The sequence below is a fragment of the Pseudomonas sp. Marseille-Q1929 genome (assembly GCF_017316265.1).
Classification (GTDB): domain Bacteria; phylum Pseudomonadota; class Gammaproteobacteria; order Pseudomonadales; family Pseudomonadaceae; genus Aquipseudomonas.
In genome coordinates this window covers 120825-145653 of record NZ_JAFLWU010000005.1, presented here as the reverse complement: position 1 = coordinate 145653, position 24829 = coordinate 120825, and the positions used below count along the sequence as shown (strand labels likewise).

27 protein-coding genes are annotated in these 24829 nt (G+C 63.3%); 6 read left to right on the top strand and 21 right to left on the bottom strand.

The genetic code is table 11. The features are described 5' to 3' along the window. Nucleotides 1-32 precede the first annotated feature (32 nt). The 4 genes from J1G37_RS09130 to J1G37_RS09115 all read left to right on the top strand — a co-directional run bounded on the left by J1G37_RS09130 (nucleotide 33) and on the right by J1G37_RS09115 (nucleotide 4407). Complete coding sequence (locus tag J1G37_RS09130; protein WP_016979195.1) at nucleotides 33-1451, top strand: FAD-dependent oxidoreductase; 1419 nt, start codon at nucleotides 33-35, stop codon at nucleotides 1449-1451. A gap of 237 nt (nucleotides 1452-1688) precedes the next feature. Then, nucleotides 1689-2756, top strand: coding sequence for a uroporphyrinogen decarboxylase (gene hemE / locus J1G37_RS09125; protein WP_207041262.1), 1068 nt, complete (start codon nucleotides 1689-1691; stop codon nucleotides 2754-2756). Between the two features lie 135 nt (nucleotides 2757-2891). Then, nucleotides 2892-3143, top strand: a complete 252-nt coding sequence (locus J1G37_RS09120) for a helix-turn-helix domain-containing protein (protein WP_207041261.1) — start codon at nucleotides 2892-2894, stop codon at nucleotides 3141-3143. Further along, nucleotides 3136-4407, top strand: a complete 1272-nt coding sequence (locus tag J1G37_RS09115; RefSeq protein WP_207041259.1) for a type II toxin-antitoxin system HipA family toxin — start codon at nucleotides 3136-3138, stop codon at nucleotides 4405-4407. The genes J1G37_RS09120 and J1G37_RS09115 overlap by 8 nt, the downstream gene beginning before the upstream one ends. Before the next feature lie 22 nt (nucleotides 4408-4429). Here J1G37_RS09115 and J1G37_RS09110 read toward each other — a convergent pair whose 3' ends face one another. Next, nucleotides 4430-5704 (bottom strand): MFS transporter, encoded by a 1275-nt coding sequence (locus J1G37_RS09110; RefSeq protein WP_207041257.1) that lies wholly within the window; start codon nucleotides 5702-5704, stop codon nucleotides 4430-4432. Nucleotides 5705-5828: 124 nt separating this feature from the next. Between J1G37_RS09110 and J1G37_RS09105 the strand changes: the two genes are divergently transcribed. Continuing rightward, complete coding sequence (locus J1G37_RS09105) at nucleotides 5829-6722, top strand: LysR family transcriptional regulator (protein WP_207041255.1); 894 nt, start codon at nucleotides 5829-5831, stop codon at nucleotides 6720-6722. Nucleotides 6723-6809: 87 nt separating this feature from the next. Beyond that, nucleotides 6810-7196 (top strand): type II toxin-antitoxin system PemK/MazF family toxin, encoded by a 387-nt coding sequence (locus J1G37_RS09100; RefSeq protein ID WP_207041253.1) that lies wholly within the window; start codon nucleotides 6810-6812, stop codon nucleotides 7194-7196. A 219-nt stretch (nucleotides 7197-7415) separates the two neighbouring features. Here J1G37_RS09100 and J1G37_RS09095 read toward each other — a convergent pair whose 3' ends face one another. From J1G37_RS09095 to J1G37_RS09000, 20 genes are read right to left on the bottom strand one after another with little or no spacing between them, the layout of a single operon-like run. Then, nucleotides 7416-7859, bottom strand: coding sequence for a hypothetical protein (locus J1G37_RS09095; protein WP_207041251.1), 444 nt, complete (start codon nucleotides 7857-7859; stop codon nucleotides 7416-7418). Between the two features lie 26 nt (nucleotides 7860-7885). Beyond that, entirely contained in the window at nucleotides 7886-9112 is a 1227-nt protein-coding gene (locus tag J1G37_RS09090; protein ID WP_124525461.1) for a beta-ketoacyl-ACP synthase, read from the bottom strand. Beyond that, nucleotides 9112-9840 carry a 3-oxoacyl-ACP reductase FabG gene (gene fabG / locus J1G37_RS09085; RefSeq protein WP_207041249.1) on the bottom strand — a complete coding sequence of 243 codons (729 nt, stop codon included), beginning with the start codon at nucleotides 9838-9840 and terminating at the stop codon, nucleotides 9112-9114. Before fabG ends, J1G37_RS09090 begins: the two co-directional genes overlap by 1 nt. Next, nucleotides 9837-10298 (bottom strand): hotdog family protein, encoded by a 462-nt coding sequence (locus tag J1G37_RS09080; RefSeq protein ID WP_124525463.1) that lies wholly within the window; start codon nucleotides 10296-10298, stop codon nucleotides 9837-9839. The genes fabG and J1G37_RS09080 overlap by 4 nt, the downstream gene beginning before the upstream one ends. After that, a complete protein-coding gene (locus tag J1G37_RS09075; protein WP_207041247.1) occupies nucleotides 10295-11461 on the bottom strand; it encodes a beta-ketoacyl-[acyl-carrier-protein] synthase family protein in 1167 nt (388 codons plus the stop codon). Before J1G37_RS09075 ends, J1G37_RS09080 begins: the two co-directional genes overlap by 4 nt. Next, nucleotides 11458-11940, bottom strand: a complete 483-nt coding sequence (locus J1G37_RS09070) for a hypothetical protein (RefSeq protein ID WP_207041245.1) — start codon at nucleotides 11938-11940, stop codon at nucleotides 11458-11460. Before J1G37_RS09070 ends, J1G37_RS09075 begins: the two co-directional genes overlap by 4 nt. Next, nucleotides 11937-12671, bottom strand: a complete 735-nt coding sequence (locus J1G37_RS09065; RefSeq protein ID WP_124525466.1) for a class I SAM-dependent methyltransferase — start codon at nucleotides 12669-12671, stop codon at nucleotides 11937-11939. Before J1G37_RS09065 ends, J1G37_RS09070 begins: the two co-directional genes overlap by 4 nt. Continuing rightward, nucleotides 12668-13915 carry an NAD(P)/FAD-dependent oxidoreductase gene (locus tag J1G37_RS09060; protein ID WP_347402338.1) on the bottom strand — a complete coding sequence of 416 codons (1248 nt, stop codon included), beginning with the start codon at nucleotides 13913-13915 and terminating at the stop codon, nucleotides 12668-12670. The genes J1G37_RS09065 and J1G37_RS09060 overlap by 4 nt, the downstream gene beginning before the upstream one ends. A 33-nt stretch (nucleotides 13916-13948) precedes the next feature. Beyond that, nucleotides 13949-16261, bottom strand: a complete 2313-nt coding sequence (locus tag J1G37_RS09055; RefSeq protein ID WP_207041244.1) for an MMPL family transporter — start codon at nucleotides 16259-16261, stop codon at nucleotides 13949-13951. Then, on the bottom strand, nucleotides 16251-16937 hold the full coding sequence (locus J1G37_RS09050; protein WP_207041242.1) for an outer membrane lipoprotein carrier protein LolA: 687 nt from the start codon (nucleotides 16935-16937) through the stop codon (nucleotides 16251-16253). The genes J1G37_RS09055 and J1G37_RS09050 overlap by 11 nt, the downstream gene beginning before the upstream one ends. Beyond that, nucleotides 16934-17359 (bottom strand): acyl-CoA thioesterase, encoded by a 426-nt coding sequence (locus J1G37_RS09045; protein WP_207041241.1) that lies wholly within the window; start codon nucleotides 17357-17359, stop codon nucleotides 16934-16936. Before J1G37_RS09045 ends, J1G37_RS09050 begins: the two co-directional genes overlap by 4 nt. Next, entirely contained in the window at nucleotides 17352-18893 is a 1542-nt protein-coding gene (locus J1G37_RS09040) for an aromatic amino acid ammonia-lyase (RefSeq protein ID WP_207041240.1), read from the bottom strand. Before J1G37_RS09040 ends, J1G37_RS09045 begins: the two co-directional genes overlap by 8 nt. Beyond that, a complete protein-coding gene (locus tag J1G37_RS09035; RefSeq protein ID WP_207041239.1) occupies nucleotides 18877-19812 on the bottom strand; it encodes a glycosyl transferase in 936 nt (311 codons plus the stop codon). Before J1G37_RS09035 ends, J1G37_RS09040 begins: the two co-directional genes overlap by 17 nt. Continuing rightward, nucleotides 19809-20543, bottom strand: a complete 735-nt coding sequence (locus J1G37_RS09030; protein ID WP_207041238.1) for a glycosyltransferase family 2 protein — start codon at nucleotides 20541-20543, stop codon at nucleotides 19809-19811. Before J1G37_RS09030 ends, J1G37_RS09035 begins: the two co-directional genes overlap by 4 nt. Beyond that, entirely contained in the window at nucleotides 20536-22206 is a 1671-nt protein-coding gene (locus J1G37_RS09025) for an acyl-CoA synthetase family protein (RefSeq protein WP_207041237.1), read from the bottom strand. Before J1G37_RS09025 ends, J1G37_RS09030 begins: the two co-directional genes overlap by 8 nt. Continuing rightward, a complete protein-coding gene (locus tag J1G37_RS09020) occupies nucleotides 22203-22748 on the bottom strand; it encodes a hypothetical protein (protein ID WP_207041236.1) in 546 nt (181 codons plus the stop codon). Before J1G37_RS09020 ends, J1G37_RS09025 begins: the two co-directional genes overlap by 4 nt. Next, entirely contained in the window at nucleotides 22745-22999 is a 255-nt protein-coding gene (locus J1G37_RS09015; RefSeq protein WP_017738894.1) for an acyl carrier protein, read from the bottom strand. Before J1G37_RS09015 ends, J1G37_RS09020 begins: the two co-directional genes overlap by 4 nt. Nucleotides 23000-23008: 9 nt before the next feature. Next, nucleotides 23009-23278, bottom strand: coding sequence for a phosphopantetheine-binding protein (locus J1G37_RS09010; protein ID WP_017738895.1), 270 nt, complete (start codon nucleotides 23276-23278; stop codon nucleotides 23009-23011). Beyond that, nucleotides 23256-24068 carry a lysophospholipid acyltransferase family protein gene (locus J1G37_RS09005; protein ID WP_207041235.1) on the bottom strand — a complete coding sequence of 271 codons (813 nt, stop codon included), beginning with the start codon at nucleotides 24066-24068 and terminating at the stop codon, nucleotides 23256-23258. Before J1G37_RS09005 ends, J1G37_RS09010 begins: the two co-directional genes overlap by 23 nt. Continuing rightward, nucleotides 24047-24763, bottom strand: a complete 717-nt coding sequence (locus J1G37_RS09000; RefSeq protein WP_207041233.1) for a beta-ketoacyl synthase chain length factor — start codon at nucleotides 24761-24763, stop codon at nucleotides 24047-24049. The genes J1G37_RS09005 and J1G37_RS09000 overlap by 22 nt, the downstream gene beginning before the upstream one ends. Nucleotides 24764-24829: the final 66 nt, after the last annotated feature.

The window sequence follows — 24829 nt, the reverse complement described above, 5'->3', positions numbered from 1 at the left end:
TATGCGCCTGAAGAGTTTGATGAGGTTTTAACATGGCTGAACGTCTGAATAACGACTTCCAGTTCATCGATGTCGGGCGCAAAGATCCGAAGAAGAAACTGTTGCGTCAACGCAAGAAAGAGTTCGTGGAAATCTACGAACCCTTTAAACCCCAGCACTCGGCCGACCAGGCCCACCGCTGCCTGGGTTGCGGTAACCCGTATTGCGAGTGGAAGTGCCCGGTGCACAACTTCATTCCCAACTGGCTCAAGCTGGTGGCCGAGGGCAACATCCTCGCCGCCGCCGAGCTGTCGCACCAGACCAACACCCTGCCGGAAGTGTGCGGCCGGGTGTGCCCGCAAGACCGTCTGTGCGAGGGTGCGTGCACCCTTAACGACGGCTTCGGCGCGGTGACCATCGGCTCGGTGGAGAAGTACATCACCGACACCGCGTTCGCCATGGGCTGGCGCCCGGACATGTCCAAGGTCAAGCCGACCGGCAAGCGCGTCGCCATCATCGGCGCCGGCCCTGCCGGCCTCGGTTGTGCCGACGTATTGGTGCGTGGCGGCGTAACCCCGGTGGTGTTCGACAAGAACCCGGAAATCGGCGGCCTGCTGACCTTCGGCATCCCCGAGTTCAAGCTGGAAAAAACCGTCCTGAGCCACCGTCGTGAAGTGTTCACCGGCATGGGTATCGAGTTCCGTCTCAATACCGAAATCGGCAAAGACATCACCATGGAGCAACTGCTCGAAGAATACGATGCCGTGTTCATGGGCATGGGCACCTACACCTACATGAAGGGCGGCTTTGCCGGTGAGGACCTGCCAGGCGTTTACGACGCGTTGGACTTCCTGATCGCCAACGTCAATCGCAACCTGGGCTTTGAAAAGTCGCCGGAAGATTTCGTCGACATGAAAGGCAAGAAGGTCGTGGTGCTCGGCGGTGGCGACACCGCGATGGACTGCAACCGTACGTCGATCCGCCAGGGCGCCAAGTCGGTGACCTGTGCTTATCGCCGTGACGAAGCCAACATGCCCGGCTCGCGCAAAGAGGTGAAGAACGCCAAGGAAGAAGGCGTGAAGTTCCTCTACAACCGCCAACCGATTGCGATTGTTGGTGAAGATCGCGTTGAAGGCGTGAAGGTGGTCGAGACCCGTCTCGGCGAACCGGACGCCCGTGGCCGTCGCAGCCCTGAGCCGATCCCGGGCTCCGAAGAAATCATCCCGGCCGACGCCGTGGTCATTGCCTTCGGTTTCCGTCCAAGCCCGGCGCCGTGGTTCGAACAGTTCCAGATCCAGACCGACAGCCAGGGCCGCGTCGTCGCCCCGGAACAAGGCCAGTACAAGCACCAGACCAGCAACCCGAAGATCTTCGCCGGTGGCGACATGGTGCGCGGTTCTGACCTGGTGGTGACCGCGATCTTCGAAGGCCGCAATGCTGCCGAAGGGATCCTGGATTACCTGCAAGTCTGACCCTGGGTTGAAATGAGCTCAAAATGTGGGAGCTGGCTTGCCTGCGATAGCGGTGTAACAGTCACAGGATGTCTCGACTGAACCACCGCTATCGCGGGCAAGCCCGCTCCCACATTTGGTTTCAGCGTGTTCAAGACATTGCTTCAAATCAACCCGATAGACAAAAGGCACGGCGCACTCCGTGCCTTTTGCGTCTGGCTCTGAGAAAATGCCCGCACTTTTTTTGCGGATGCCGACATGACTGCCCTCAAGAACGACCGTTTCCTTCGTGCCCTGCTCAAGCAACCCGTGGACGTCACCCCTGTGTGGATGATGCGCCAGGCCGGTCGCTACCTGCCGGAATACCGCGCCAGCCGCGCCAACGCCGGCGACTTCATGAGCCTGTGCATGAACCCGGAGTTCGCCTGCGAAGTCACGATGCAGCCGCTGGACCGCTACCCACAACTGGACGCGGCCATCCTCTTCTCCGACATCCTCACCATTCCTGATGCCATGGGCCAAGGCCTGTACTTCGAAACCGGCGAAGGCCCGCGTTTCAAGAAAGTCGTCAGCACCCTGGCCGACATCGAAGCCCTGCCGATCCCTGATCCGCACAAAGACCTCGGCTACGTGATGGACGCCGTCAGCACCATCCGCCGCGAGCTGAATGGCCGTGTGCCGCTGATCGGCTTCTCCGGCAGCCCATGGACCCTGGCCACCTACATGGTCGAAGGCGGCTCGTCGAAAGACTTCCGCAAGACCAAGGCCATGCTCTACGACAACCCGCAAGCCATGCACCTGCTGCTGGACAAGCTGGCGCAGTCGGTCACTTCCTATCTCAACGCGCAGATCATGGCCGGCGCGCAAGCCGTGCAGATCTTCGACACCTGGGGCGGCAACCTGTCGTCGGCGGCGTACCAGGAGTTCTCCCTGGCCTACATGCGCAAGATCGTCAGCGGCCTGATCCGCGAACACGAAGGTCGCAAAGTGCCGGTGATCATGTTCACCAAGGGCGGCGGCCTGTGGCTGGAAAGCATCGCCGACGCCGGCGCCGATGCACTCGGCCTGGACTGGACCTGCGACCTCGGCGAAGCCCGTCAGCGCGTGGGCAACCGCGTCGCGCTGCAAGGCAACATGGACCCGACCGTGCTGTACGCCAAGCCGGAAGCGATCCGCACCGAAGTCGGGCGCATCCTCGCCCGCTACGGCAAGGGCAGTGGGCACGTGTTCAACCTGGGGCATGGCATCACGCCGGAAGTGAACCCGGAGCATGCCGGTGCGTTCCTGCGGGCGGTGCATGAGTTGTCCGCGCAGTATCACGAGTGATCGCTGCCCAATAAAGACGCCCGGTTTATGCCGGGCGTTTTTGTTTGAGGTCAGCGGACGTAAGGTGCTTGTAATGTCCGCTATTACGGACATAACATGCGATATGCATCTTAAAAGTCCGTTATGGGTGACATCATGTTGCTGATTAACCCGCCTGATTTGGGCGACAGGATACGACAACTGCGCCGTGCCAAAGGCTATAGCCAAGCGCAACTGGCGGATCGGGCCAAGTGCAACCGCAAGACCATCATGGATCTTGAAGCGGGTGAAAATGTCGCGATGTATACGGTGTTCAGGGTGATTTCTGCCTTGGGAATGGCATTGGAAGTTGTCGATAAACGCATTGATCTCAAATCCCTGGCGGATCTGGTGGAGCACGATGAGTAGAGTCAAATTGCTCAACGTCGTCACCCCCAAAGGGCATTCAGGCGAGCTATCCAAGGGCTCGCAGTTCGCGTTTTCCTATTCGTCAGCTGATGCCGAGCGAGAGGCATCGCTGGTCATGCCCTATGACCCGACACCTTCAGTCAGCAATGTATTGCATCCAATTTTCGATATGAACGTACCAGAAGGTTTTCTGGCCGATCAGATCAAGCGACGCATGGCCAAACATATGCAGGTGGATGAAATGCGCCTGTTGTCGGTGATCGGTGGGAACCAGATTGGTCGGCTGACGTACCAGAATCCTGCCGAGGTATCAGTTCCCGTAACTGCTCAGGTGGGGCTCCAGCAAATACTGTCAGCCGATAGCTCCCAGGGCGTCTTCGAGTTTCTGGTGGAGACCTATTTCGAGTCGGGTATATCCGGCGTGCAGCCCAAGGTGCTGGTGCCTGATCTGGACAAGCTGGCCGGCAACCGCAAAACCATGCTCAGTTCTGACCTGATCGTGAAATCTGGCGCCGATGAGTACGCTCACTTGGCACAGAACGAGTTCCTTTGCATGGAAGCTGCCCGCATGGCGGGCATGGAGACACCGCCTTTCTGGTTGTCCGAAGGGGGGGATCTGTTTGTCATGGAGCGCTTTGACCTTACTCCCTCGGGGCGGCTTGGTTTTGAAGACATGGCCGTGCTGTTGGGGCTCAACAAAGACCCCCATGACAACTACAAGTATTCCCAGAGCTACGAAACCCTCGCTGCGGTGATCAATCATGTCTGTGCGCAAGGTGAACCGCTACGTGAGCTTGAGCGGTTTTTTTCATCGGTTTGCTTGTCGGTCATGGTGCGCAACGGTGACGCACACCTGAAAAACTTTGGTGTGATCTACACCCACCCGGGTGCCCGTGAGACGGTGCAGATAGCGCCTGTATTCGATGTCACGACGACCACGGTGTATGAGAACTACAACCCCAAGTCTGGCCGTTCATTGGTTGACCGCACCCTGGCAATCAAGATGAACAAGGTGAAGGCTTATCCAGATCGCCAGCAACTGATGGAATTTGGTCGTAAGTACTGCGCGGTGGAGAAGCCTGGGATGATCATCGAGCGAATTGCCGAGGCGATGTCCGAGGCGCTCATTGCGCATCAGGCGCGCATCGACGTCGAGTTGTTTTCGGCGATGCAGGCCGAGTGGGATGGGGGACGTGCAATGGCGCTCCATGACTCGGTCAGTACTGGAATGAAGCGTAAGCCTGTTGCGAAAAAACCGCGGTGAAGCGGTTTTTTCTAACACGAAGTCATGTCGCTGTTTGCCCCAACGGCGGCAACTTCGCCAACTTCAACGCCACCAGCAACGCCCCAATCAACAACGCCACGATAAACCCACCAATCCCGTTCCACTCGGCGTAATGCCAGAAGAACCCGCCCGCCGTCCCCGCCACACTCGACCCCGCGTAGTAGCAGAACAGATACAACGACGACGCCTGCCCCTTGGCCTTCAGCGCGCGGCGGCCAATCCAGCTGCTGGCCACCGAGTGCGCGCCGAAGAAGCCGAAGGTGAAAATCAGCATGCCCGGCACCACCAGCCACAGCGGGGTGAACAGGGTCAGGGCGATGCCGGCGAGCATCAACACGATGGTGGCCCACAGCACGCGGCGGCGGCCGAGGCGGTCGGCGAGGGAGCCGATTTTCGCCGAGCTGTAGATGCCCGAGAGGTACACCAGTGACAGCAGGCCGACCACGGCCTGGCTGAGGTCATACGGATCGCCCAGCAGGCGATAGCCGATGTAGTTGAACATCGTCACGAACGCGCCCATCAGCAGGAAGGCTTCGAGGAACAGCCACGGCAGGCCGGCGTCTTTGAAGTGCATGACAAACCCATCCAGCAGGCTGCGCGGCTTGAGGCTGCTGGCGCGGAAGTTGCGCGATTCGGGGAGGATTTTCCAGAACACCGTGGCGGCGATCAGCGCCAGGGCGCCGATGATCAATGTGGCGGTGTGCCAACTGACGAAGTCGATCAGCACGCCCATGATCAAGCGCCCGCTCATGCCGCCAATCGCGTTGCCGCCGATGTACAAGCCCATGGCCAGGCCGATGTGTTGCGGGTGGATTTCTTCGCTCAAGTAGGTCATCGCTACGGCGGCCAAGCCGCTCAATGACAAGCCCACCAACGCGCGCATCAGCAAAATCCCTTCCCACGTCGGCATCAAGCCACTGGCGATGGTCGCCAGCGCGGCGCAGAACAGGGCTGACACCATGACCGGCTTGCGTCCCAAGCGGTCGGAAATCGGCCCGGTGATCAGCAGGCCACAGGCGAGCATTGCGGTGGCGACCGACAAGATCAGGCTGCTTTGCGCCGCATTGATGGAAAACTCGTGGGACAGCGCCGGCATCATCGGCTGCACGCAATACAGCAGGGCAAAGGTGGCAAAACCGCCGGAGAACAGCGCCAGCACCGTGCGCATAAACATCGGCGTGCCTTTTTCGATGTAGGCGTCATTGAGCTGGGCCACCACCTCATCCAGGGCAGTGGGCGGGACTTCTTGAGCGAGTGGAGCGACAGCAGAATTCACGTGGACCTCGGGGAGGGAAAGCGTGCCAGGACCGGCCATGCAAAAAAGAATATAGCTGGCTAATGATTCTTTCCAATATATTGTTCGACCTGTTTGAGAGCTTTTACGACCTAATGAGGACGGTATGGAATTACGACATCTGCGGTACTTCATCGCCGTCGCCGAAGAACTGCATTTCGGCCGCGCCGCGCAGGTGCTGGGCATCTCGCAACCGCCGCTGAGCCAGCAGATCCAGGCGCTGGAGCAGCAGGTGGGCGCGCGGTTGTTCGAGCGTACCAATCGTCGGGTCGAGCTGAGTGAGGCGGGGCGCTTGTTCCTGCATGAGGCGCGGTTGGTGCTGGCCCAGGTCGACAAGGCGGCGGATGTGGCACGCCGCGCGCAGTTGGGCGAGCTGGGGGAACTGAAGATCGGCTTCACCTCGTCGGCGCCGTTCAACGCCAGCATTCCCCAGGCGATCTTTGCGTTCCGCCAGGCGTTCCCGGCGGTGCACCTCAACTTGCAGGAGATGAGCAGCACCGAAGTCGCGGAATCGCTGGTGGACGAGTCGATCCAGGTCGGCCTGATGCGGCCGTTGCCGCTGCCGGATTCCTTGAGCGTGATCGAGTTGATGCGCGAACCGCTGGTGGCCGTGTTGAACGCTGGCCACCCGTTGGTGGACGGCAGTGAGCGCGGTCTGCACCTGGCACAGTTGGCGGAAGAACCGTTCGTGTTTTTCCCGCGCAGCTACGGCAGCGGTCTCTATGCGCAGCTGATCAACCTGGCCCGTGACGCCGGCTTCAGCCCGCACTTCGCCCAGGAGGCGGGAGAGGCGATGACCATCATCGGCCTGGTGGCAGCGGGATTGGGCGTGTCGGTGCTGCCGGCTTCTTACCAGCGGATTCGTATTGATGGCGTGGTCTATCGCACGTTGCTGGATGAGGAAGCAGTGACGGCGGTGTGGCTGGTGCAGCGCAAGGGCGTGCAGACGCCAATGGCAGAGGGGTTTGTGGAGTTGTTGACGCGCAAGGCCACTGTGTAGGCACGGTCACATATCAGGTAACGCAACCGGCTTAGTGATTCGCCGGAAAGTTGCGCAGAATCGCTTTTTCTCAAGCGAGTGATATGGATGGCACTTTTCTACCAGCCCAAGGAGGGCAGCGTGTTGATTTGTGATTTTCGAGGCTATGAAGTCCCGGAAATCATCAAGATCCGGCCTGTCATTGTGATCCGCAAACATCGCACCAATAGGCTGCTGGTGACGGTGGTGCCCTTGAGCACTACCGCACCAGAGACGGTTCTGGAGCATCATTTACAACTCGACAGTCACCTTCAGGGAGCGAGTCCGATCTGCTGGGCAAAATGCGACATCGTGGCGACCGTCAGTCTAGGTCGGCTTGACCGAATAAAGAGCAAGGATCGGCATGGCAAACGAACTTACAAAATCGCAGAGCTCACCACTGAGCAGTTTCACGCGATAAAAGCAGCGGTGCGCTGTGCGCTTGGCTTGCGATGAGCTTGGCGATGGACGAGCGGCTTTTTGCCAGCGATTGCAGGCGAGCTGTTTTCAGGCATACTGCCCACGTTCCCGAAAGGGGCTTGTGAGACTCTGAGGATCCTGGACAACCAGCCATCGCAGAGCCAGGCAGGACGCGGCGATGACAAGCCAACCTGTTTGTGAAGAGGGCGCCGAGAGGCGCCCTTTGTCGTTTCTGGAGAAACCACAACCTCAGCTTTACTTGGTCGTGCCCGTCTGCTCAAACAACTGCGCCGCCGAGCCGGCCTCGTTCACGCCATTGCTGCGCAACCCGGCCATGATGTCGCTGTCCAGGTTGTTCACCCAACGGTTGTAGTTGCGATGGATCTTGCCGTCCTTGTAGCCCAGGTCGCGGCTGTCGCGGTAGGTGATGGCGTAGCTGTTGCGGGTGTAGCGGATGTCGATGGCGGCGTAATACTGGTTGCGAATGGTGATTTCGGCCTGCACCAGTTGCGGGCTCAGGCGCTGCACGGTCCACTCGCGTTTTTGCAGGGCGGTGACAATCACCGTCTTCATTTTTTCTTCGCTGATCTGGATGTCGGCCGGCAGTTCGTGCTGGGTGTTGAGCACGGGCTTGTTGGTGCAGCCAGCGGTGGTCAGCAGGGCCAGGGTGATCAGGGTGGCGCGTAACAAGGAAGACATTCCGTATTCTCCAATCGATTAAAAAGTCAGGACCAGCGGCGGAAGATCAGCGACGTGTTGACGCCGCCAAAGGCAAAGTTGTTGTTCATCACGTAGTCGTGGTGCATCTCGCGGAACTCACCTTGCAGGTAATCCAGCTCGCCGCATTGCGGGTCGACGGCGTCCAGGTTGAAGGTGTGCACATACTGGTTGCGGTTCATCATCTCGATGCTGAACCACGACTCCAGCGCGCCGCACGCACCCAAGGTGTGGCCGAGGAAACTCTTCTGCGAACTGATGGGCATGCGGCTGCCGAACAGGGCGTGGGTGGCCAGGGTCTCGGCGACGTCGCCTTGATCGGTGGCGGTGCCATGGCCGTTGACGTAGCCGATGGCGGACGGCTCCAGGCCGGCGTCTTCCAGCGCCAGCTCCATGGCGCGGCGCATGGTTTTCTGTTCCGGGCGCGTGGTGTGCTGGCCGTCGGCGTTGCTGCCGAAGCCGACCAGTTCCGCGTGGATATGCGCACCGCGTGCCAGCGCATGTTCCAGTTCTTCGAGCACCAGCATGCCGCCGCCTTCACCGATCACCAGGCCATCGCGGCCGCTGTCGTAGGGCCGTGGGCTGGTCTGCGGCGCGTCATTCTTCAGGCTGGTGGCGTAGAGCGCATCGAACACCATGGCCTCGGTGGGGCACAGCTCTTCGGCGCCGCCAGCGAGCATCAACGGCAGGCGGCCGAACTTGATCGCCTCATAGGCATAACCGATGCCCTGGCTGCCGCTGGTGCAGGCGCTGGACGTGGGGATCAGCCGCCCGGTCAGGCCAAAGAAGATGCTGATATTCGCCGCCGTGGTGTGGGGCATCATGCGCACATAGGAGTTGGCATTCAGCCCCTCGGCCACCGAGTTCAGCAGCATATTGCCGAACGCCTTGATCTCGTCGGTGCTGCCGGTGGACGAGCCACAGGCCACGCCCATGCGCCCGTCCTTGATCGACTCGTCACCCAGCAAGCCGGCGTCCTGCAACGCCTGCTCCGCCGCCCAAACGGCCAGGCGCGAGACGCGGCCCATGCTGCGCAGTTGCTTGCGCGTCCAATGGGCTGGCACGACAAAATCGTCAATCGGCCCGGCCAGGCGCGTATTCAATTCGGTGAAGCGGTCCCACTCGTCCATGCGCCGGATACCGCTGCGGTTGGCGCGGAAGTTGGCCGAGATGGTGGCCCAATCGCCGCCCAGGGAGGTCATGCCGGCCATGCCGGTGACGACGACGCGTTTCATCAGCACAGGCCTCCATTCACGGCCAGGACCTGGCGGGTGATATAGCCGGCTTCGGCCGACATCAGGAAATTCACCGCGCCGGCCACCTCTTCCGGGCTGCCCATGCGTTGCGCCGGGATCATCTTCATCAGCTCTTCCACCGGTACGTTTTCATCCAGCATCGCCGTGTCGATCAAGCCCGGCGCGACGCAGTTGACGGTGATCTTGCGCTTGCCCAGTTCAATCGCCAAGGCTTTGGCTGCGCCGATCAAACCGGCTTTCGACGCGCTGTAGTTGACTTGCCCACGGTTGCCGATCAACCCCGACACCGACGTGATGCACACGATACGCCCCGCCGCACGGCGCCGAATCATTGGCATCATCACCGGGTGCAGTACGTTGTAGAAACCGTCCAGGTTGGTGCGCATCACCACGTCCCAATCGTCTTCGGACAATGCCGGAAACGCGCCGTCGCGGGTCAGGCCGGCATTGAGCACCACGCCGTAATAGGCGCCATGCTGCTCAACATCCGCTTCGAGGATTTCCTTGCACACAGCCCGGTCCGCCACATCGAATTGCAGCACCCGCGCCTTGCGGCCCAACGCTTCGATTTCGACCTGCACCGCGTCGGCTTCGGCCCGCCCGCTGCGGCAGTGCAGCACGAGGTCATGCCCGGCCTGGGCCAGGCGCAGGGCGATGGCGCGGCCGATGCCACGGCTGGAGCCGGTGACCAGTACGGATTCAGTCATGGCGTTACGTCCTTCGATTCATCTAAATAGGTGGCCGCCTGGGGCGGTCGGAATACGTTCAAGCGCGCACTGGCCTGGATGCCCTCACCGGTGAGGTGGCATTCGAACACACCCATGCCGTTGTCGTCTTCCAGGGAGCGCAGGCCGTGGATGGTCAGCTCGGCGCCGGCCGGGAAGTGCTCCACGTTGCACTCGAATTTACGTGTGCCCAACAGGAAGCCCAGTTCCACGGCTTCGCCTTTGTGGCGCGCGCGGCAACCGGCGTAGGCGGCGACGCTTTGCGCCATCAACTCAATGCCGACCCACGCCGGCAGGCTGCCGTCGGGGCGGTTGAACAGGCCGCCGGGGGTGACGGTGACGCGGGTGCGAATCTGCTCTTCATCGTACGACAGCACCTGGTCGATCAGGATCATGTCGCCGGCATGGGGCAGTAGTTCGGCGAGTGGCCAAGGGGTCATGGGGCCTCTCCGATAATCAGGCTGACGTTGTTGCCGCCGAAGGCAAACGAGTTGCTCATCAGGCAGCGTTTTTCCAGGGTGTCGCCCAGCCGTGCCCAGTGCAAGGCCGGCAGCGCCGGGTCGGCCACGCCGTCCCAGACGTGCGGCGGCAGTCGGCCGTGGCGCAGGCTCAGCCAGCAGAACGCCGCTTCCAGCGCGCCTGCCGCACCAAGGGTGTGGCCGCTCATGGGTTTGGTCGATGAGCAGGCCACGCCGTGCGGGAACAGGTTGGCGACGGCCAGGCTTTCCATGGCGTCGTTGTGCTGGGTGGCGGTGCCGTGCAGGTTCAGGTAACCGATCTGCTCGGGCTGCAATTTCGCGCTGGCCAACGCTTTGCGCATCGACTGCAACGCGCCTTTGCCGCTGGGCTCGGGCGCGGAGATATGGTGCGCATCGCAACTGGCGCCGCTGCCCAGCAGGGCGATGGGCGCCGGCTCCTTGCTCATCACAAACAGCACCGCCGCTTCACCGATATTGATGCCGTTGCGGTTCACCGAGAACGGGTTGCAGCGCTCGTTCGATACCGCTTCCAGCGAGCTGAAGCCGTTGAGCGTGAGCTTGCACAAACTGTCCACGCCACCGCAGATCACCGCATCGCACACGCCCAGGTCCAGCAGGCGCTGGGCACTCATCAGCGCGCGGGCACTGGAGGTGCAGGCGGTGGAAATCACATAGGCCGGCCCGCTCAGTTGCAGCCAGTCGGCGAGGAAGTTCGCCGGCGCGCTGAGTTCCTGCTGCTGGTAGTCGTAGTCGCCGGGGAACTGGTTTTCCCGCAGGAAATGGGCGATGCCACGGCTGGCCTCATCGATCCCCGAAGTGCTGGTGCCGAGCACAACGCCGACCCGCGACGCGCCGTAGGTGTGGATTGCCTGGCGAATCTCGCCCTCGATCTGCAACGCCGCTTCCAGCAGCAGCTGGTTATTGCGGCTGCTCTGCTGGCCGAGTTCCGCGGGGATGGTCGCCAGCTCGCCGTGTACAGCGCCAACCGGCAACACACGCTGCGGCACCCAGCCGCTTTCGGCGGCCATGCCCGAGCAGTCGCCGGCAAACAGGCTGCGGCTGACCTCGGCCTGGCCACGGCCGAGGGCGCAGATCACGCCGAGGGCGTTGAGATAGGCCGTCATTGCCCGGCTCCAAGCGGCGTGATGCGGTAGCTCAGGGGCTGGCCGCTGATGTTCACGCTAAATACCTCGGACGACTGATACACGATCTGCCAATGGCCCGGCAGGGTGCGCGTCAGGTCCATGGCTTGCGCCGTCGGATACAGGGCGCGCAGGTCTTCGGCCGAGGTCAGCGCAAACAACAGCGCGGCAAACAGCTCGCGTGCCTGGGGATTGGGCGGCAGCAAGCCGTCGGCCTGCCACTGCCCTTCGATCAGCTTTTGCCGGGCCTGGGGAATGCCCAACGGGTCCATCATCGACCAGCGAATGCCGCCGCCTTCGCGCTGGATCACCAGCAGCCAGTCCTGGCTCTGGCCGTCGGCCAGGCGTTGCACGTGCAATTGCAGGGGCAACGCCAGGCTCGGGGTTTTCTCCGGCAACGGTGGCTGGCTGGCGCAGGCGCTCAGCAACAACAGGCAGCCGATCAGCCACACACGCATCATGTGGCCGCGCTCGCCAGCGGCTTGCGTGCCACGCAGTTGACCAGGGTTTCTTCGCGCTGCCCCACTGGCGGCGCCTTGCGCAGGCCCCAGCGTTCCAGCAGGCCGAAATCGCTGGAACGGCTCCACCACAGATACGGGTACGAGACGTTCTGCGGGCCGAATTCAAAGCCCTGTTCGCGGATCATCTCCAGGTATTGCTCGGCGCTTTTCTGCACATGCATCGGGTGGCGAAACAGCCAGCGGATCACCCAGGTGTCGATATAGGCTTCGGTGGACTCGGCAAACAGCAGGTACCCGCCCGGCTTGAGCACGCGGTAGAACTCTTTCAGTGCGCGATGCTGTTCGACCAGGTGGTGGAAGGTCTGGTGGCAGAACAGGATATCGACGCTTTCATCCGGTACATCGAGGGTCGCGCAATCGCTGCCGATCAGTTCCACGGCCATGCCCTGGCGCGCCGCTTCAGCCTGGCTCAGTGTCAGGCTGTGGGGGTCGGCGTCGAGGCCGATCAGGCGCGCGGGGGCAAACACCTGCCGCAGGTATTGGAATGACTTGCCCTGGCCGCAACCGGCGTCGAGCAACACTGGCGCCTCTGGCAGCGGGTCAGTGAACAGGCTGCGCAGGTCGTTGATCGCCACGCGCAACACATGGTGCTGCCAGGTGTGGCTGCGCAAAAACCAGAAGCCGAACTTGGTTTCTTCGACGTAGTTTTTGCTTAAATACTGACTGCTCATACCGGCTCACCCGCACAAATTTCCGACAACATCCGCAAGCGTCGCTTGGGCTCGCTGACAAACGGGTTGCGCTCATCCCACGCGTAGCCGGCGAGGATCGAGCAGATCATCCGGCGGATCTCCGGCGAGCTGTCCGGGTGGTAGATCACATCCTGGAACGTGCCGGCGTACCAGCCTTCGACGTAGCAGCGGAAGGTGTCCACGCCGCGCTTCAACGGCTCGGCAAACTCGGTTTGCCAGTCCACGGTTTCGCCTTTGAGCTGGCGATGCAGCAGGCCGGCGGCCATGCTTGCCGAACGCATGGCGATGGTCACGCCGGATGAGAACACCGGGTCGAGGAATTCTGCCGCATTGCCCAGCAGCGCAAAGCCCGGCCCGTGCAAGGTTGTGACGTTGGCCGAGTAGCCGCCGATGGTACGCGCCGGCGTGTCCCAGACGGCGTTTTGCAGCACGTTGGACAGGCTCGGGGTTTCGTCGATAAACCCGCGCAGGCACGCATCGAGGTCGCCGTCGCGGCCGTCGAAGTGCTCCTTGGCGGCGACCACGCCCACCGAGCAGCGGCCGTTGCTGAACGGGATGCTCCAGAACCAGATGTCACGCTGGGTCGGGTGGGTGGTGATGAGGATCTTGCTGCGGTCGAAACCGGGGTGTTCGATGCGGTCTTCGATATGGGTGAACACCGCCTGGCGCACCGGGAAATCCGACGGCGCCTCCAGGTCCAGCAGGCGCGGCAGCACGCGGCCGTAGCCGCTGGCGTCGAGCACGAACTTGGCCTTGAGGTGGTACTCGCTGCCGTTCTCGCGGCGTACGTGCAGGTAGTGGGTTTCGCCTTTGAAATCGACGCCGACGATGGTTTCGCCGTAGCGGATTTCCACGCCTTGCAGCGCCGCCTGATCGGCCAGCAGCTTGTCGAATTCACCGCGCTGCACCTGGAAGGTGGTCGGCTTGCCGTTGCTGAACGTGTCGCTGAAATCAAACGCGCTGTAGCGCTCGCCCCAGGCGAACGCGGCGCCGGTTTTCACCTGGAAACCGGCGGCCTGCACGGCGTCGAGCATGCCGGCTTCTTCGATAAAGTCGATGCAGTGGGACAGCAGGCTTTCGCCGATCGAGAACCGGGGAAAATGCTGGCGCTCGATAATCAATACATCATGCCCTTTGCGCTTTAACAGCGCGGCGGCGATGGCCCCGGACGGACCGGCACCGATCACCACCACTTGGCGACGTTCCATTTCAACTATGGGCACGAGGGCTCCTTGCCGCATTGGCGATAATCACATTCATAAGGCGTGCTTCTGTTGCCCGGCCCAGGGCGCCAGCATAAAGCTGAATGCCAGGCCGAGGCTGACCGATAAGCCGAAATTACTCACCGCCGGTGTGCTGGACACCGCCAGCAGGCCGAACGACAACCAGGTCGTCAGTGCCGCCAGCAGCGTGCCCAACAGGCTCACAGCCGGGCCGCCGATCTGTTCGCGCATGAGGATCGCGTAATCGACGCTGATGGCCGTGACCAGCAGCAGGCCGAACAGGCTGAACAAGGTCAGCGGCTGGCCCAGCCAACCGAGGCTGGCCAGGCTGCACAGTGCGGCGAGCAACGGCAGGGCGACGATGCGCAGGGCACCGCCAAAGCCGAACGGCAGGATCAGCAACAGCACGATCAGCACGCACGACATCAATTTCAATTCAGCGGCGCTGATCTGCGTGTCGGCGAACACCCGATTCAGGTCGCCGAGGCGATCCACCAGTTGCACCCCGGGCAAGTCCAAGGCCTGCACCCGCAGCAGCGCCGGGTTGTTCAGGCCTTGCAGGCTGACCATCGCCGCCACGCCGTCGTCCACCGGGCCCAGCCACAAGGTGCGCCAGGGTTCGGCCAGCGGGCCTTGCAGCGCGGCGTCGATGTCTTGGGTGGGCAGCGCTTGCAGTTGCGCGACCTCGGCTTGCAGGGCGCTGGCGGGGACGCCGAGATCCAGCAGCGGTTGCCAGTGTTGCGGCAGAGTGTTCAGTGCCTCGCGCAGTTTTTGTTGCTCGGCGGGCAGGCTGACCAGTTGGTTGAGCGCCATGTAGCCCTGGAGCTTGCCCATGTTTACCAGTTGATCGAGGCGCTGGCCCAGGGCGCTTTCCCGTTCCAGCAACTGCTGCTGGTTCTCGGCGCGCACCAGGAAGAACTGGCTGGTGGGTTGGAACCCGGTAATCCGCGCCACGGCTTGTGCTTCTTGCAGCAGTTGCGGCGGCGCGCCGATCCATTGGCGAATATCGTTTTTGCTGTTGAGCTGCCACAGGCCACCGGCGCAAAACAGCAGCAACAGGGCCAGCAGCGCCGCGCTCGGCACGCGCTTGAGCAGCGATTCACGCACCAGCCACAAACATTCAGCGATGCGCAGCGGCCATTGCGCCGGGCGCAGTTCGACGCCCTTGAGCAGCGCCGGCAACAGGCATACGGCCGACAGGTACGCGCCGACCAGGCCGGCCGCCGAGAACACCGCGATTTGCGTCAGCGCCGGGAACGGCGTCCAGGCCAGCGCCAGGTAACCGATGCAACTGGTCGCCAGGCTCAGGCTCAGCCCCGGCAGCGTCAGGCGCAACGCCGGCCAGCTGCGCCAGGGTTGCAGGCTCCAGCTTTTCGACAGGTAGTGCAGCGGGTAATCCACCGCCACGCCGATCAGGCTGGAGCCCAGCACCAGGGTCATCACATGCATATGGCCAAACAGCGCCACACAGGCCACCGCGCCAAACAGCATGCCCACCAGCACCGGCACAAACGCCAGCAACACGCGCCAGCGGCGGAAGGCGAGCAGCAGCAACAACAAGATACCGACGGTGGCGCCGCCGCCAACCCAGGTGATTTCCCGCGTGGCTTGCTGCTGACCGTTGGCCGCATACAGCAGACCGCTGGCGGCGAGCAGTTGCGCGCCTTGCTCGCCGGCCTGGGCACGGCTGGCCTGGAGCAGGTCCGCCACTTGCAGCGGCAGTTTCATGTCGAAGGCATTGCCGGTGGTGCGCGCCCGCAGCAGCACCCAGCTCTTGCCGTCGGCATCGGCGATCAACGCGCCGCTGCCGATATCCAGCTGTACCGAGCCATGTTGCGGCTGGCTGTTCTGGATGCGTCCGGTCAGGCCCAGCCAGTCATCCTGGCTCGGCACCAGGCTGAAGCCGGTGAAGGGGTCGAACAGCGCTTGCACACGCTGCTGGATGAATGCGTCGGGTTGTTCGATCAGTTGCTCGCGGTCCTTGGCCGAGAGCATGGCCAGGCGCCCGCGCAGCAATTGCTCGCGCAGCGCCGGCAAGTCGGCTTGCAGGTTCCACTGGACCTTTTCAAACAGCCCGCTGGCCTGCCAGCGCTCGCCCAATTGTTGCGCCACGGCCACCGCTTGCTGGCGGTCGGCATGCCCGACCAGCACCAGCATTTCGCGGTTCAGCGGCTCTTGCATGCGCTGTTCGGCTTGCAGCTCCAGGGCGTCCGGGGTGTTGCCCGGCACCAGCTCCATCAGGTTCGCCGACAACGGCGCGCCATGGCGCCACTGCCAGCCGGCCAGGGCCAGCACGGCCACCAGCAGGATCAGGAACAGGCGCGGCAACAGACGCTCACTGCGCAAAGTCGTGTCGCTCCGCGTCGCTCAAGGGCAGGGCGGCGGTGCTGTCCTGCATGCGCAGCAGGGTGCTGTCGCCCTGGGTTTCCAGCAGCTCGATTTTTTGCACCAACTCGCCACCGTCGATATTGATCTGGGTGAAGACTTGTTTTAGCAGCAGCGAGCGTGGGATCAGCGTCAGTTTCCAGTCGTTGGCTTCGCCGTTCAATTGCAGCTCGAAGTCACGCTGCAAGCCGCTGCTGTCGCCCTGGAGCACGGCGAGGAACAGGCGATTCTGCTCGGCACCGGCGCTCTTGTTCGGCAGCGGCTGCCAACCCGTGGCGTCACGGCGGGCGATGCCTTGGGCGCTGATGCGATAGTCCTGTTGCAGCGGGATTTTCAGCAGCCACAGCAGGCCGTGGTCCTTGGCGAGGACGAAGGTGCCTTTGCTGACCAGCGGCTGGGGCAGGGCGCGCAGGTGTTTTTCCTGGGTGAAGTTGCCGTGGATCACCGAGGGCTTGGCCAACTGGTCGCTGAGCTGCTGCAAGTCAAAAGCGTGTGCACTGAAACTCAGGAACAACCCGATCAAAAATGTGGGAGCGGGCTTGCTCGCGAAGAGCTTGAAGACGCCGCGCAGTGTCAGGCGGATTGCATTATCGTTGACGACCTTCGCGAGCAAGCCCGCTCCCACAGGGGATTTCATTTCAAGGCTCTCTCTACGGCGTCGGTGAATATCTTGGGGGAGGCCAGTTGCATCTCGCGGCTGGTGACGTCTACCGCGACTTGCACAGTACTCGCACGGGTCAACCGCTCGCCGCTGGCCAGGTCGGTAATCAGATAATTGACCTTCAAACGGTTCTCCCACTCCACCAAGCTCGCGCGCACGTTGATGGTCTGGCCAAACACCGCGCCGCGCACGTAGCGCAGCTGCATGTCGATCACCGGCCAGGCGTAGCCCGATTCGAGCATCTGCGTGTAGTTGTGGCCGAGCTTGTCCAGCAGCGCGCAGCGCGCCACTTCCAGGTACTTCACGTAATGCCCGTGCCAGACGACGTTCATGGTGTCGACGTCAAAAAACGGCACGAGGATCTCGGTGTCGCAGTGCAGCACGCCGGGGCTACGCATGCAGCCTCCAGTGTTGCGCGGCGATGCGTTGCAGGCACAGGCGCAGTTCGCCTTCGAGGGCGCGGTCTTCGATGACTGGCGGGAAGTCTTGCGCCAATTGCTCGTGCATCGCGGCCAAGGCTGGCGGCAACGGGCGTGCATCGGCGGCCTGGGCGCGCAGCCACACGCCTTGGTTGGCGGCGAGCAAGGTGGCGGCGGCGACCTGTTCGGTCAGCTCCAGCACGCGGATCGCATCGCGGGCGGCGATGGTGCCCATGCTCACTTTGTCCTGGTTGTGGCATTCGGTGGAGCGCGAGAACACGCTGGCCGGCATGGTGTTTTTCAGCGCTTCGGCGGTCCAGGCGCTGGTGCCGATCTGCACGGCCTTGAAGCCATGGTTGATCATCGCGCGGTCCGCCGGGGCGCCGGACAGGTTGCTCGGCAGGCCGTGGTTATAGCGCACGTCCACCAGCAGGGCGAGCTGGCGGTCGAGCAGGTCGGCGACGTTGGCCACCAGGGTCTTGAGGCTGTCCATGGCGAAGGCAATGTGGCCGCCGTAGAAGTGGCCGCCGTGGAGCACGCGTTCTTCTTCGGCGTCGATGATCGGGTTGTCGTTGGCGCTGTTCAGTTCGATCTCGATGAACGATCGCAGCCAGTTCAGGCTGTCAGCCAGCACGCCGAGGACGTGGGGCGCGCAGCGCAGCGAGTAGCGGTCCTGCAAGCGATGCAGTGGCGCGGTCGGCGCGTCGATGGCCAGGTCCTTGCGCAGCCACGCGGCGACTTGCATCTGCCCCGGGTGCGGCTTGGCGGCGAACAGGCGCTCGTCGAAGTGTTCCGGGTTGCCTTGCAGCGCCACCACGTTCAGCGCGGTGATGCGCGTGGCCAGTTGCAGCAGGTAGTCGGCGCGGGCGAAGGCCAGGCACGCGAGGCCGGTCATCACGGCGGTGCCGTTCATCAGCGCGAGGGCTTCTTTCGGGCGCAGCACCAGCGGGTCCCAGCCCAGCTCGCGGTGGACGTCGGCGGCCTGGCGGCGTTCGCCACGGAACATCACTTCACGTTCGCCGGACAAGGTCGCGGCCACGTAGGACAGCGGCGTCAGGTCACCGCTGGCGCCCACCGAGCCTTCTTCCGGGATCAGCGGCAGCACGTCGTGTTCAAGGAACGCATGCAGGCGTTCCAGCAGCTCGACGCGCACGCCGGACACGCCGTGGCACAGCGACTGCAAACGGGCGGCCAGCACGGCGCGGGTGGCTTGCGCATCAAGCAACTTGCCCAGGCCGCAACCGTGGAAGGTGTACAGGTGACGCGGCAGCGCTTCGACGTGCTGCAACGGCACGGCCACCACGCAGGAGTCGCCGTAGCCGGTGGTCACGCCGTAGATCACGCCTTCCTTGTCCAGCAGCGAGTCGAGGAACTGCGCGCCCTTGGCGATGCGCTGGCGATACGCGGCATCGCCCTGCAATTGGGTAGGCGCCTGACGGTTGGCCAGGGCCAGCACGTCTTCGATGCGCAAAGCGCGTTCGCCAAAGGTTACCGGCTCAAGATGCGTCGTCATCGGTCTTCCAGAAAGGGTAAAAGTTGAACCATTGTTGGGGCGCTTCCAGGCAGAACTGGCCCAGGCGTGCGGCGTAGCGCGCGGTCCACAGGGCTATGACCTGCTCGCGGGTATTACGTTTCCATTCGATCAAATCGGCGAAAGGCTCGATGGTCAGGCGGTAGCGGTTGTTGTGCTTGAGGCACATCAGCAGGTTCACCGGGCATTTGAGCAAGCCGGCCAGCAGCCACGGGCCTTGGGGGAAGGCAGCGTCGTGGCCGAGGAAGTCCACGCGCACCGTGCGCCCGCCGTGCAGCGGCACGCGGTCGCCGGCGATGGCCAGCCATTCGCCGTCGTCCAGGCGCTGGCTGAGCAGCAGCATGGTGGCCGGGTCCAGCTCGCTGACCTGGATCAGGCGCAAGTGCGTCGCCCCAGCCTCGCCCAGCAGGCGGTTGAATTGTTCGGCGTGCTTGGTGTGCACCAGCACGTTCATGGTCACCTGCTCACCAATCTCGGCGAGGGCGCGGCACACTTCGAGGTTGCCCAGGTGTGCGCCCACCAGCATCTGCCCGCGTTCGCCGCGCAGTTGCCCGCGCAATTGCGCCGGGTCGTTGATCTCGATCTGTTCCAGGCGCAGCTTGCCGTTCCACACGTCAAGCTTGTCGAGCAGGGAGTCGGCGAAGGCCATGAACTGGCCGAACACGCGCTTGTGGGTGGGGCGCAGCTCATCACGCCCGCTCCAGTCGGCCAGGCGCTGCTGGTATTGCCAGGCGCTGTGGCGTGCGGTACGGCCGAACAGGAAGAAGTACAAGACGATGGCGTACAACAGTGGGCTCAGCACGCGGCGACCGAGGACCTTGGCGGCGAACGCGGTGAGTTTCATCAGCAGGAAGCTACCGCGCTCCTCGCGATCGGCCCAGTGCTTGGTGCTGTCGCTCATGCTTGCCACCGTCGCCACAGGATCATCGGCGAGCGCACCAACATGCCGAAGAACAAGCGGGTGTGCATCGCCGAGATGCGCACGTTGTCGCGGAACAGGCGGAAGTGCGACAGGCCGTCCGCCGGGTAATGCACGCGGGTCGGCAGCCAGCGCATCGGCTGGTTGCGCCAGGCCAGGCGCACGAGGATGTCGGAGTCGAAATCCATGCGCGTGCCGATGTAGGCCGAGTCCATCAGCGCCAGCGTGGGGGCCAGCGGGTACACGCGAAAGCCGCACATGGAGTCGCGAATCTGCAGCGACAGGGTGTTGATCCACACCCACACGTGGGTCAGGTAGCGCGCGTACAGGCGGCCTTTGGGCACGCTCTCGTCGTATTCGGGGTAGCCGCAGATGATTGCGCTGGGGTGGGTGCGCGAGGCGTCGAGGAAGGTCTCGACTTCGCGCAGGTCGTGCTGGCCGTCGGCGTCCACTTGCAGGGCGTGGCTGAAACCCAGGCGCGCGGCTTCGCGGAAACCGGCCATGACAGCGCCGCCCTTGCCCTGGTTGTTCGGCAGGGTCAGCAAGGTGACGTTATCCAGGGCTGCCAGTTGCGCCAGCACTGCGGCGCAGGCCGGGCTGCTGCCGTCGTCCACCAGCAGGCAGGGCAGGCCGCTGTCGAGCAGGCTGCGGACTACGGCCGGGACGGCGGCTTCGTGGTTGTAGACCGGGATCAGGGCGCAGGGGTTATGCATCGACGGTCTCCAGCAAAATCCGCCCACTGGAACAGGCCGCGTCGCCATTGCGATAGGCGAAGTACAGCTTGCCGCGTTCTCGGTCGAAGCGCAGGTGCAGTTCAATCCGGTCGCCCGGGCGCACCAGTTGCTGGAACTTGAGCACTTCCATCCCGGCAAAGGTCGCCGGCAAATCGAGCAGTTGCTGGCCGAGGTTGAACGCCCATTCGATCTGCACTACGCCCGGCAACACCGGCGTGACCGGGAAGTGGCCGCTGAAGTAGGCCAGGTCGGGTGGGATGCTCAACTGCAAGGTCCACTCGCCATTGGCTTCGACTTGCTCCAATACTTCTGGCGCCTTTGGCCGTGGTGCCAGCAGCAACGCTTCGACGTGGGCCTGGGGCAGTTTGCCTTGGCTGGTCAGCGGCAATTGGCGCAGTAAGCGCCAACGACGCGGCAACGCCAGGGCTTCGCAGTGTTGGCTCAAGTGCTGGCGCAGGGTTTGGGTCAGCGTGCGACGGCCTTGATTGCGCAGGGCATGCAGGCCCTCGGCGCTCAGCACCACCAGCGCACCGAGTGACGCGCGGTTTTCCTGCACCACGCCCAGGCGCGTTTCGGCGACCCACGGGTGAGCCATCAGCGCCTGTTCAAGCATGGGCAGGGAGATGCGTTTTTCTTCCAGCTTGACGATGCGGTCCAGGCGCCCGAGCAGTTCGAAGCGGCCATCGGCGTGGATACGCGCGGCGTCGGCGGTTTGTTCGATATGCCCGACGGGCAGGTAGGGCGAGGCGATGCGCAGGGCGCCGTCGGCGTCCTGGCTCAGTTCCACGTCGGCGAACGGCTGCCAAGGCTGTGCGCCCTGGCGCCAGGCGATGCCGCCGGTTTCCGAGCTGCCGAGGATTTCCGTCGGCCATTGCTGCAAGCGGTCGTACAGCTCGCCAGCGGCCTCGATGGGCAACGCGCCGCCGGAGGAAAACACCCGCGACACCTGGCTCAGCGCCGGCCAGTCGAGGTTGTCGCCCATGCGCTTGAGCAGCGCCGGGCTGGCGACCCAGGCAAATTGTGGGTGTTCGCGGCTGGCGCGCTGCAAGTCCTCGGGAAAGGCCAGTTGCTTGCGCACAAAGGTGCGTCCGGCGCACAGCGGCCACAACACGCGGAACAGCAGGCCGTAGATATGTTGGGTGGCGACGCTGCCGATGATGCAGGCGCCTTTCAAATCCGAACCCCACAGGGCTTCCAGGGCGTCGACTTCGTTGGCCAGTTGGCGCAGGGTCTTGTCGATGCGCTTGGGCTCGCCGCTGGAGCCGGAGGTGCACAGGCTCAGTTGGCAGGCGTCGAGGTCCAGCGCCGCGGCGCTCAACGGCGCCTCATACAGAGCGTCGAGATCCGCCGCTTCGGTCAACCAGGCGTCGACAGCCGCGTCCCAGCGTTGGCGGGTTTGCGCTTGCAGGTCGGCCGGCAGCAGCACGCTGACCCCGGCGCGCCAGGCACCCAGCAGGGCAATTGCCAAGAGGCCTGCGTCTTCCAGGTGCACGGCGACGCGCTGGATACCGCGCGCGCGCAGCCCCGCCGCCAGGCTGAGGGATTGCTCCCACAGCTGTGCGTGATTCATCGCAGGTTCGGTGGTGACCGGACGCTGTTCCAGCGGCTCAAGCAGCAAGTGCTCAAGTTTCAACCCATTCATACGCGGCCTCGAACCCTTTGTCGTACCAGCCATTCCACGGCAAACAACAGCCCCATCAGCCCGTAGGCGATCAGGCCGTTGTACAACGTCCACCAGCTCAGCGGCGCCCACAAGGTGAGGGCGGCGGCGAGCAGGCCATTACATAAGAAAAACAGGCTCCAGACCACGGTGACCTGGCGCGTATACACAATTGCGTGGGGCGGTAGGTGCGGGTCGGTCATGCGCGCGAGGCGTTCCACCATCGGCGGGCCGTATTTCAGGCTCAGGCCAAACAGCGCCAGCATGAACGCGCTGACCAGGCTCGGGTACCAGCGCAGCAGGTGCGGGTTGTCGAACCAGGCCAGCAGCAGGCAGAACACGATCACCGCCAGTGCCATCCAGCGGCTGCCGGGGCGCCGCGCGCCGGTAAACGCGCGCAACAGCCACAAGCTGCCCAGCAGCAGGCCGAATTGCCACGGGGCAAAATGCTCGGTGCCGTAATACACCGCAAAGGGGTACAGCAGCCCCGCCAACAACAGGCCAAGGCCGATCAGCCGGCTCATGCGGCGGGTTGCACCAGGCGGTACACCGCCTCAACCACGTCGTCCACGGTGCGCACGGCCTTGAACTCCTCGGCAGCGATCTTCTTGCCGGTCTGGCGCTTGATATGGTCGATCAAGTCCACGGCGTCGATGCTGTCGATTTCCAGGTCCTGGTACAAGTTGGCGTCAAGGGTGACGCGTTCCGGCGCCAGTTCAAACAGTTCCACCAGGGCGTCGCGCAAGGTGTTGAAAATATCGTCACGAGTTTGCATGGTACGGTCTCAAGCTGCCTGTCGGGCCGTGACGAACGCCGCAAGGCTGGCCACGTTGGTGAAGTGATTGCGGGTGTCCTTGGCGTCGGCATCGATCTTGATGCCGTACTTTTTCTGGATCGCCAGGCCCAGTTCCAGGGCGTCTACCGAATCCAGGCCCAGGCCTTCGCCGAACAGGGTTTGGTCGCTACCGATATCGTCGACGCTGATGTCCTCAAGGCCCAGGGCCTCGATGATCAGGGTCTTTATGTCGTACTCAAGGCTGTTGCTGTCGCTCATCTTCGGCGAGCTCCTTAATAAAATAGTCATGCAGGTAATCGTTGAGCTTGCGTGAAGCCTGGGGCGCGGGCCCCAGTGTGGCGAACGCCTGTGGTTCTATATCGGCACCCACGCGCAAACTGAAGTGAAAGCGACGTTTGGGGATGCGATACCAGGGCTCGGCCTTGGTCAGTGTGGTGGGGCTGACCTTGATCACCACCGGGGTGACGATTGTCGCACCGCGCAGTGCAATGGCGGCGCCCCCGCGATGAAAGGCGGGCGCAGCGCCGGGTGTGGTGCGGGTGCCCTCGGGGAAGATGATCAGGGTCTGTCCGTCGCGCAGGGCGTCGGCGGCGGCGTCGAGCATGTCGGCGCTGCCGTCATTGCTGATATAGCCGGCGTCGCGCACCGGGCCACGCATGAACGGGTTCTGGAACAGGCTCTGCTTGACCACGCAGTTGGTCTGGCGCATCAGGCCGATGAGGAACACCACGTCGATCAGCGACGGGTGGTTGGCCACGATCATCTGCCCCGGGCGACCGAGCTTTTCCGCGCCTTCGACGCTGTAGGTGAGGATGCCCAGGCGGTACATCAGGCGAATGAAAAACCAGAACAGGCAACTGATGGTGTGGCGCGCACGCCGCTGATGCTGCTTGGCATCCCCCGGCAGGCAACTGAGCAGCGGGAACACCAGCACACGCAGGCCCAGGCCGCCGATGCCAAACACCAGGAAGCTGATGGCCGTGGCGAACAGGCGCCAGTAGTAGGCCTGCCGTGGCTTGTCGGTGGTTACTTGCGTTGCCAGTTCCATACGCGGTTCTTCCAGGCATGTTGGCAGGCGCCCTGCTCGGTGAGCAGGGTGCGCAGCAGGTTCAGGGCGTGGGGCCACTGGGCTTGAGTGGGTTGGACCGTGGCGGTGTGCAGTTCCAGCTGCCACTCGTCGCCCGGCGTCAGCAGCAGGCCGAGGGCGTAGGGGAACGGCACATCTGTGATCCAACTGGCGTAGGCCTCGGGCGGCTGTTCTTCGGTGATCACCAGCAACACGGCCGGGGCGCCTTCGTTGAGCAGCGCGGCGGCTTCCAGCAGGCCGTGCTCCAGGCCATCGCCGGCGGCGGCGAGGGCGGTCATTTCGCTGGTTTCATTGCGCAGGATTGACCACAGGCCAATCACCGCGTTATGCACCGACAGGCTGAACTGGGTCGGCGACAGGGGCTGGTCGTTGGCCAGGTCGCTGAGAATGTCGAGGGTGCGCGGGGTTTCGCCATGCCGGGAGATGAACACCAGCGGCAAATCCTGCAGGCCGTCGGCCAATGGCCAGCCGACACTGAACGCCATGCGTGCCAGGCGGCTCAGGCGGCGGCGCTGCATGGCTGGCAGAAATGACACGTCGGGGCAGGCGTCGCTGGCGGGAAGCACCACTGGGGCCTTGCTCCAGGCCAGCCAGTCTTGCGCGCTGTCGAGCCCTGGAGCCCAGGCGCGCCATTGGGCGATGTTGAAATTGATCACTGAGAGGTTATCCCGCCCCTGCGGGCTTCCATGTGCGGCCGTTGGCCCCGAATACCGGGACAGGGA

Coding starts and splice junctions, on each gene's coding strand:
- J1G37_RS09130 (WP_016979195.1), top strand. CDS start 33: ATGGCTGAACGTCTGAATAACGACTTCCAGTTCATCGATGTCGGGCGC.
- hemE (WP_207041262.1), top strand. CDS start 1,689: ATGACTGCCCTCAAGAACGACCGTTTCCTTCGTGCCCTGCTCAAGCAA.
- J1G37_RS09120 (WP_207041261.1), top strand. CDS start 2,892: ATGTTGCTGATTAACCCGCCTGATTTGGGCGACAGGATACGACAACTG.
- J1G37_RS09115 (WP_207041259.1), top strand. CDS start 3,136: ATGAGTAGAGTCAAATTGCTCAACGTCGTCACCCCCAAAGGGCATTCA.
- J1G37_RS09105 (WP_207041255.1), top strand. CDS start 5,829: ATGGAATTACGACATCTGCGGTACTTCATCGCCGTCGCCGAAGAACTG.
- J1G37_RS09100 (WP_207041253.1), top strand. CDS start 6,810: ATGGCACTTTTCTACCAGCCCAAGGAGGGCAGCGTGTTGATTTGTGAT.
- J1G37_RS09095 (WP_207041251.1), bottom strand. CDS start 7,859: ATGTCTTCCTTGTTACGCGCCACCCTGATCACCCTGGCCCTGCTGACC.
- J1G37_RS09090 (WP_124525461.1), bottom strand. CDS start 9,112: ATGAAACGCGTCGTCGTCACCGGCATGGCCGGCATGACCTCCCTGGGC.
- fabG (WP_207041249.1), bottom strand. CDS start 9,840: ATGACTGAATCCGTACTGGTCACCGGCTCCAGCCGTGGCATCGGCCGC.
- J1G37_RS09080 (WP_124525463.1), bottom strand. CDS start 10,298: ATGACCCCTTGGCCACTCGCCGAACTACTGCCCCATGCCGGCGACATG.
- J1G37_RS09075 (WP_207041247.1), bottom strand. CDS start 11,461: ATGACGGCCTATCTCAACGCCCTCGGCGTGATCTGCGCCCTCGGCCGT.
- J1G37_RS09070 (WP_207041245.1), bottom strand. CDS start 11,940: ATGATGCGTGTGTGGCTGATCGGCTGCCTGTTGTTGCTGAGCGCCTGC.
- J1G37_RS09065 (WP_124525466.1), bottom strand. CDS start 12,671: ATGAGCAGTCAGTATTTAAGCAAAAACTACGTCGAAGAAACCAAGTTC.
- J1G37_RS09050 (WP_207041242.1), bottom strand. CDS start 16,937: ATGAAATCCCCTGTGGGAGCGGGCTTGCTCGCGAAGGTCGTCAACGAT.
- J1G37_RS09045 (WP_207041241.1), bottom strand. CDS start 17,359: ATGCGTAGCCCCGGCGTGCTGCACTGCGACACCGAGATCCTCGTGCCG.
- J1G37_RS09040 (WP_207041240.1), bottom strand. CDS start 18,893: ATGACGACGCATCTTGAGCCGGTAACCTTTGGCGAACGCGCTTTGCGC.
- J1G37_RS09035 (WP_207041239.1), bottom strand. CDS start 19,812: ATGAGCGACAGCACCAAGCACTGGGCCGATCGCGAGGAGCGCGGTAGC.
- J1G37_RS09030 (WP_207041238.1), bottom strand. CDS start 20,543: ATGCATAACCCCTGCGCCCTGATCCCGGTCTACAACCACGAAGCCGCC.
- J1G37_RS09025 (WP_207041237.1), bottom strand. CDS start 22,206: ATGAATGGGTTGAAACTTGAGCACTTGCTGCTTGAGCCGCTGGAACAG.
- J1G37_RS09020 (WP_207041236.1), bottom strand. CDS start 22,748: ATGAGCCGGCTGATCGGCCTTGGCCTGTTGTTGGCGGGGCTGCTGTAC.
- J1G37_RS09015 (WP_017738894.1), bottom strand. CDS start 22,999: ATGCAAACTCGTGACGATATTTTCAACACCTTGCGCGACGCCCTGGTG.
- J1G37_RS09010 (WP_017738895.1), bottom strand. CDS start 23,278: ATGAGCGACAGCAACAGCCTTGAGTACGACATAAAGACCCTGATCATC.
- J1G37_RS09005 (WP_207041235.1), bottom strand. CDS start 24,068: ATGGAACTGGCAACGCAAGTAACCACCGACAAGCCACGGCAGGCCTAC.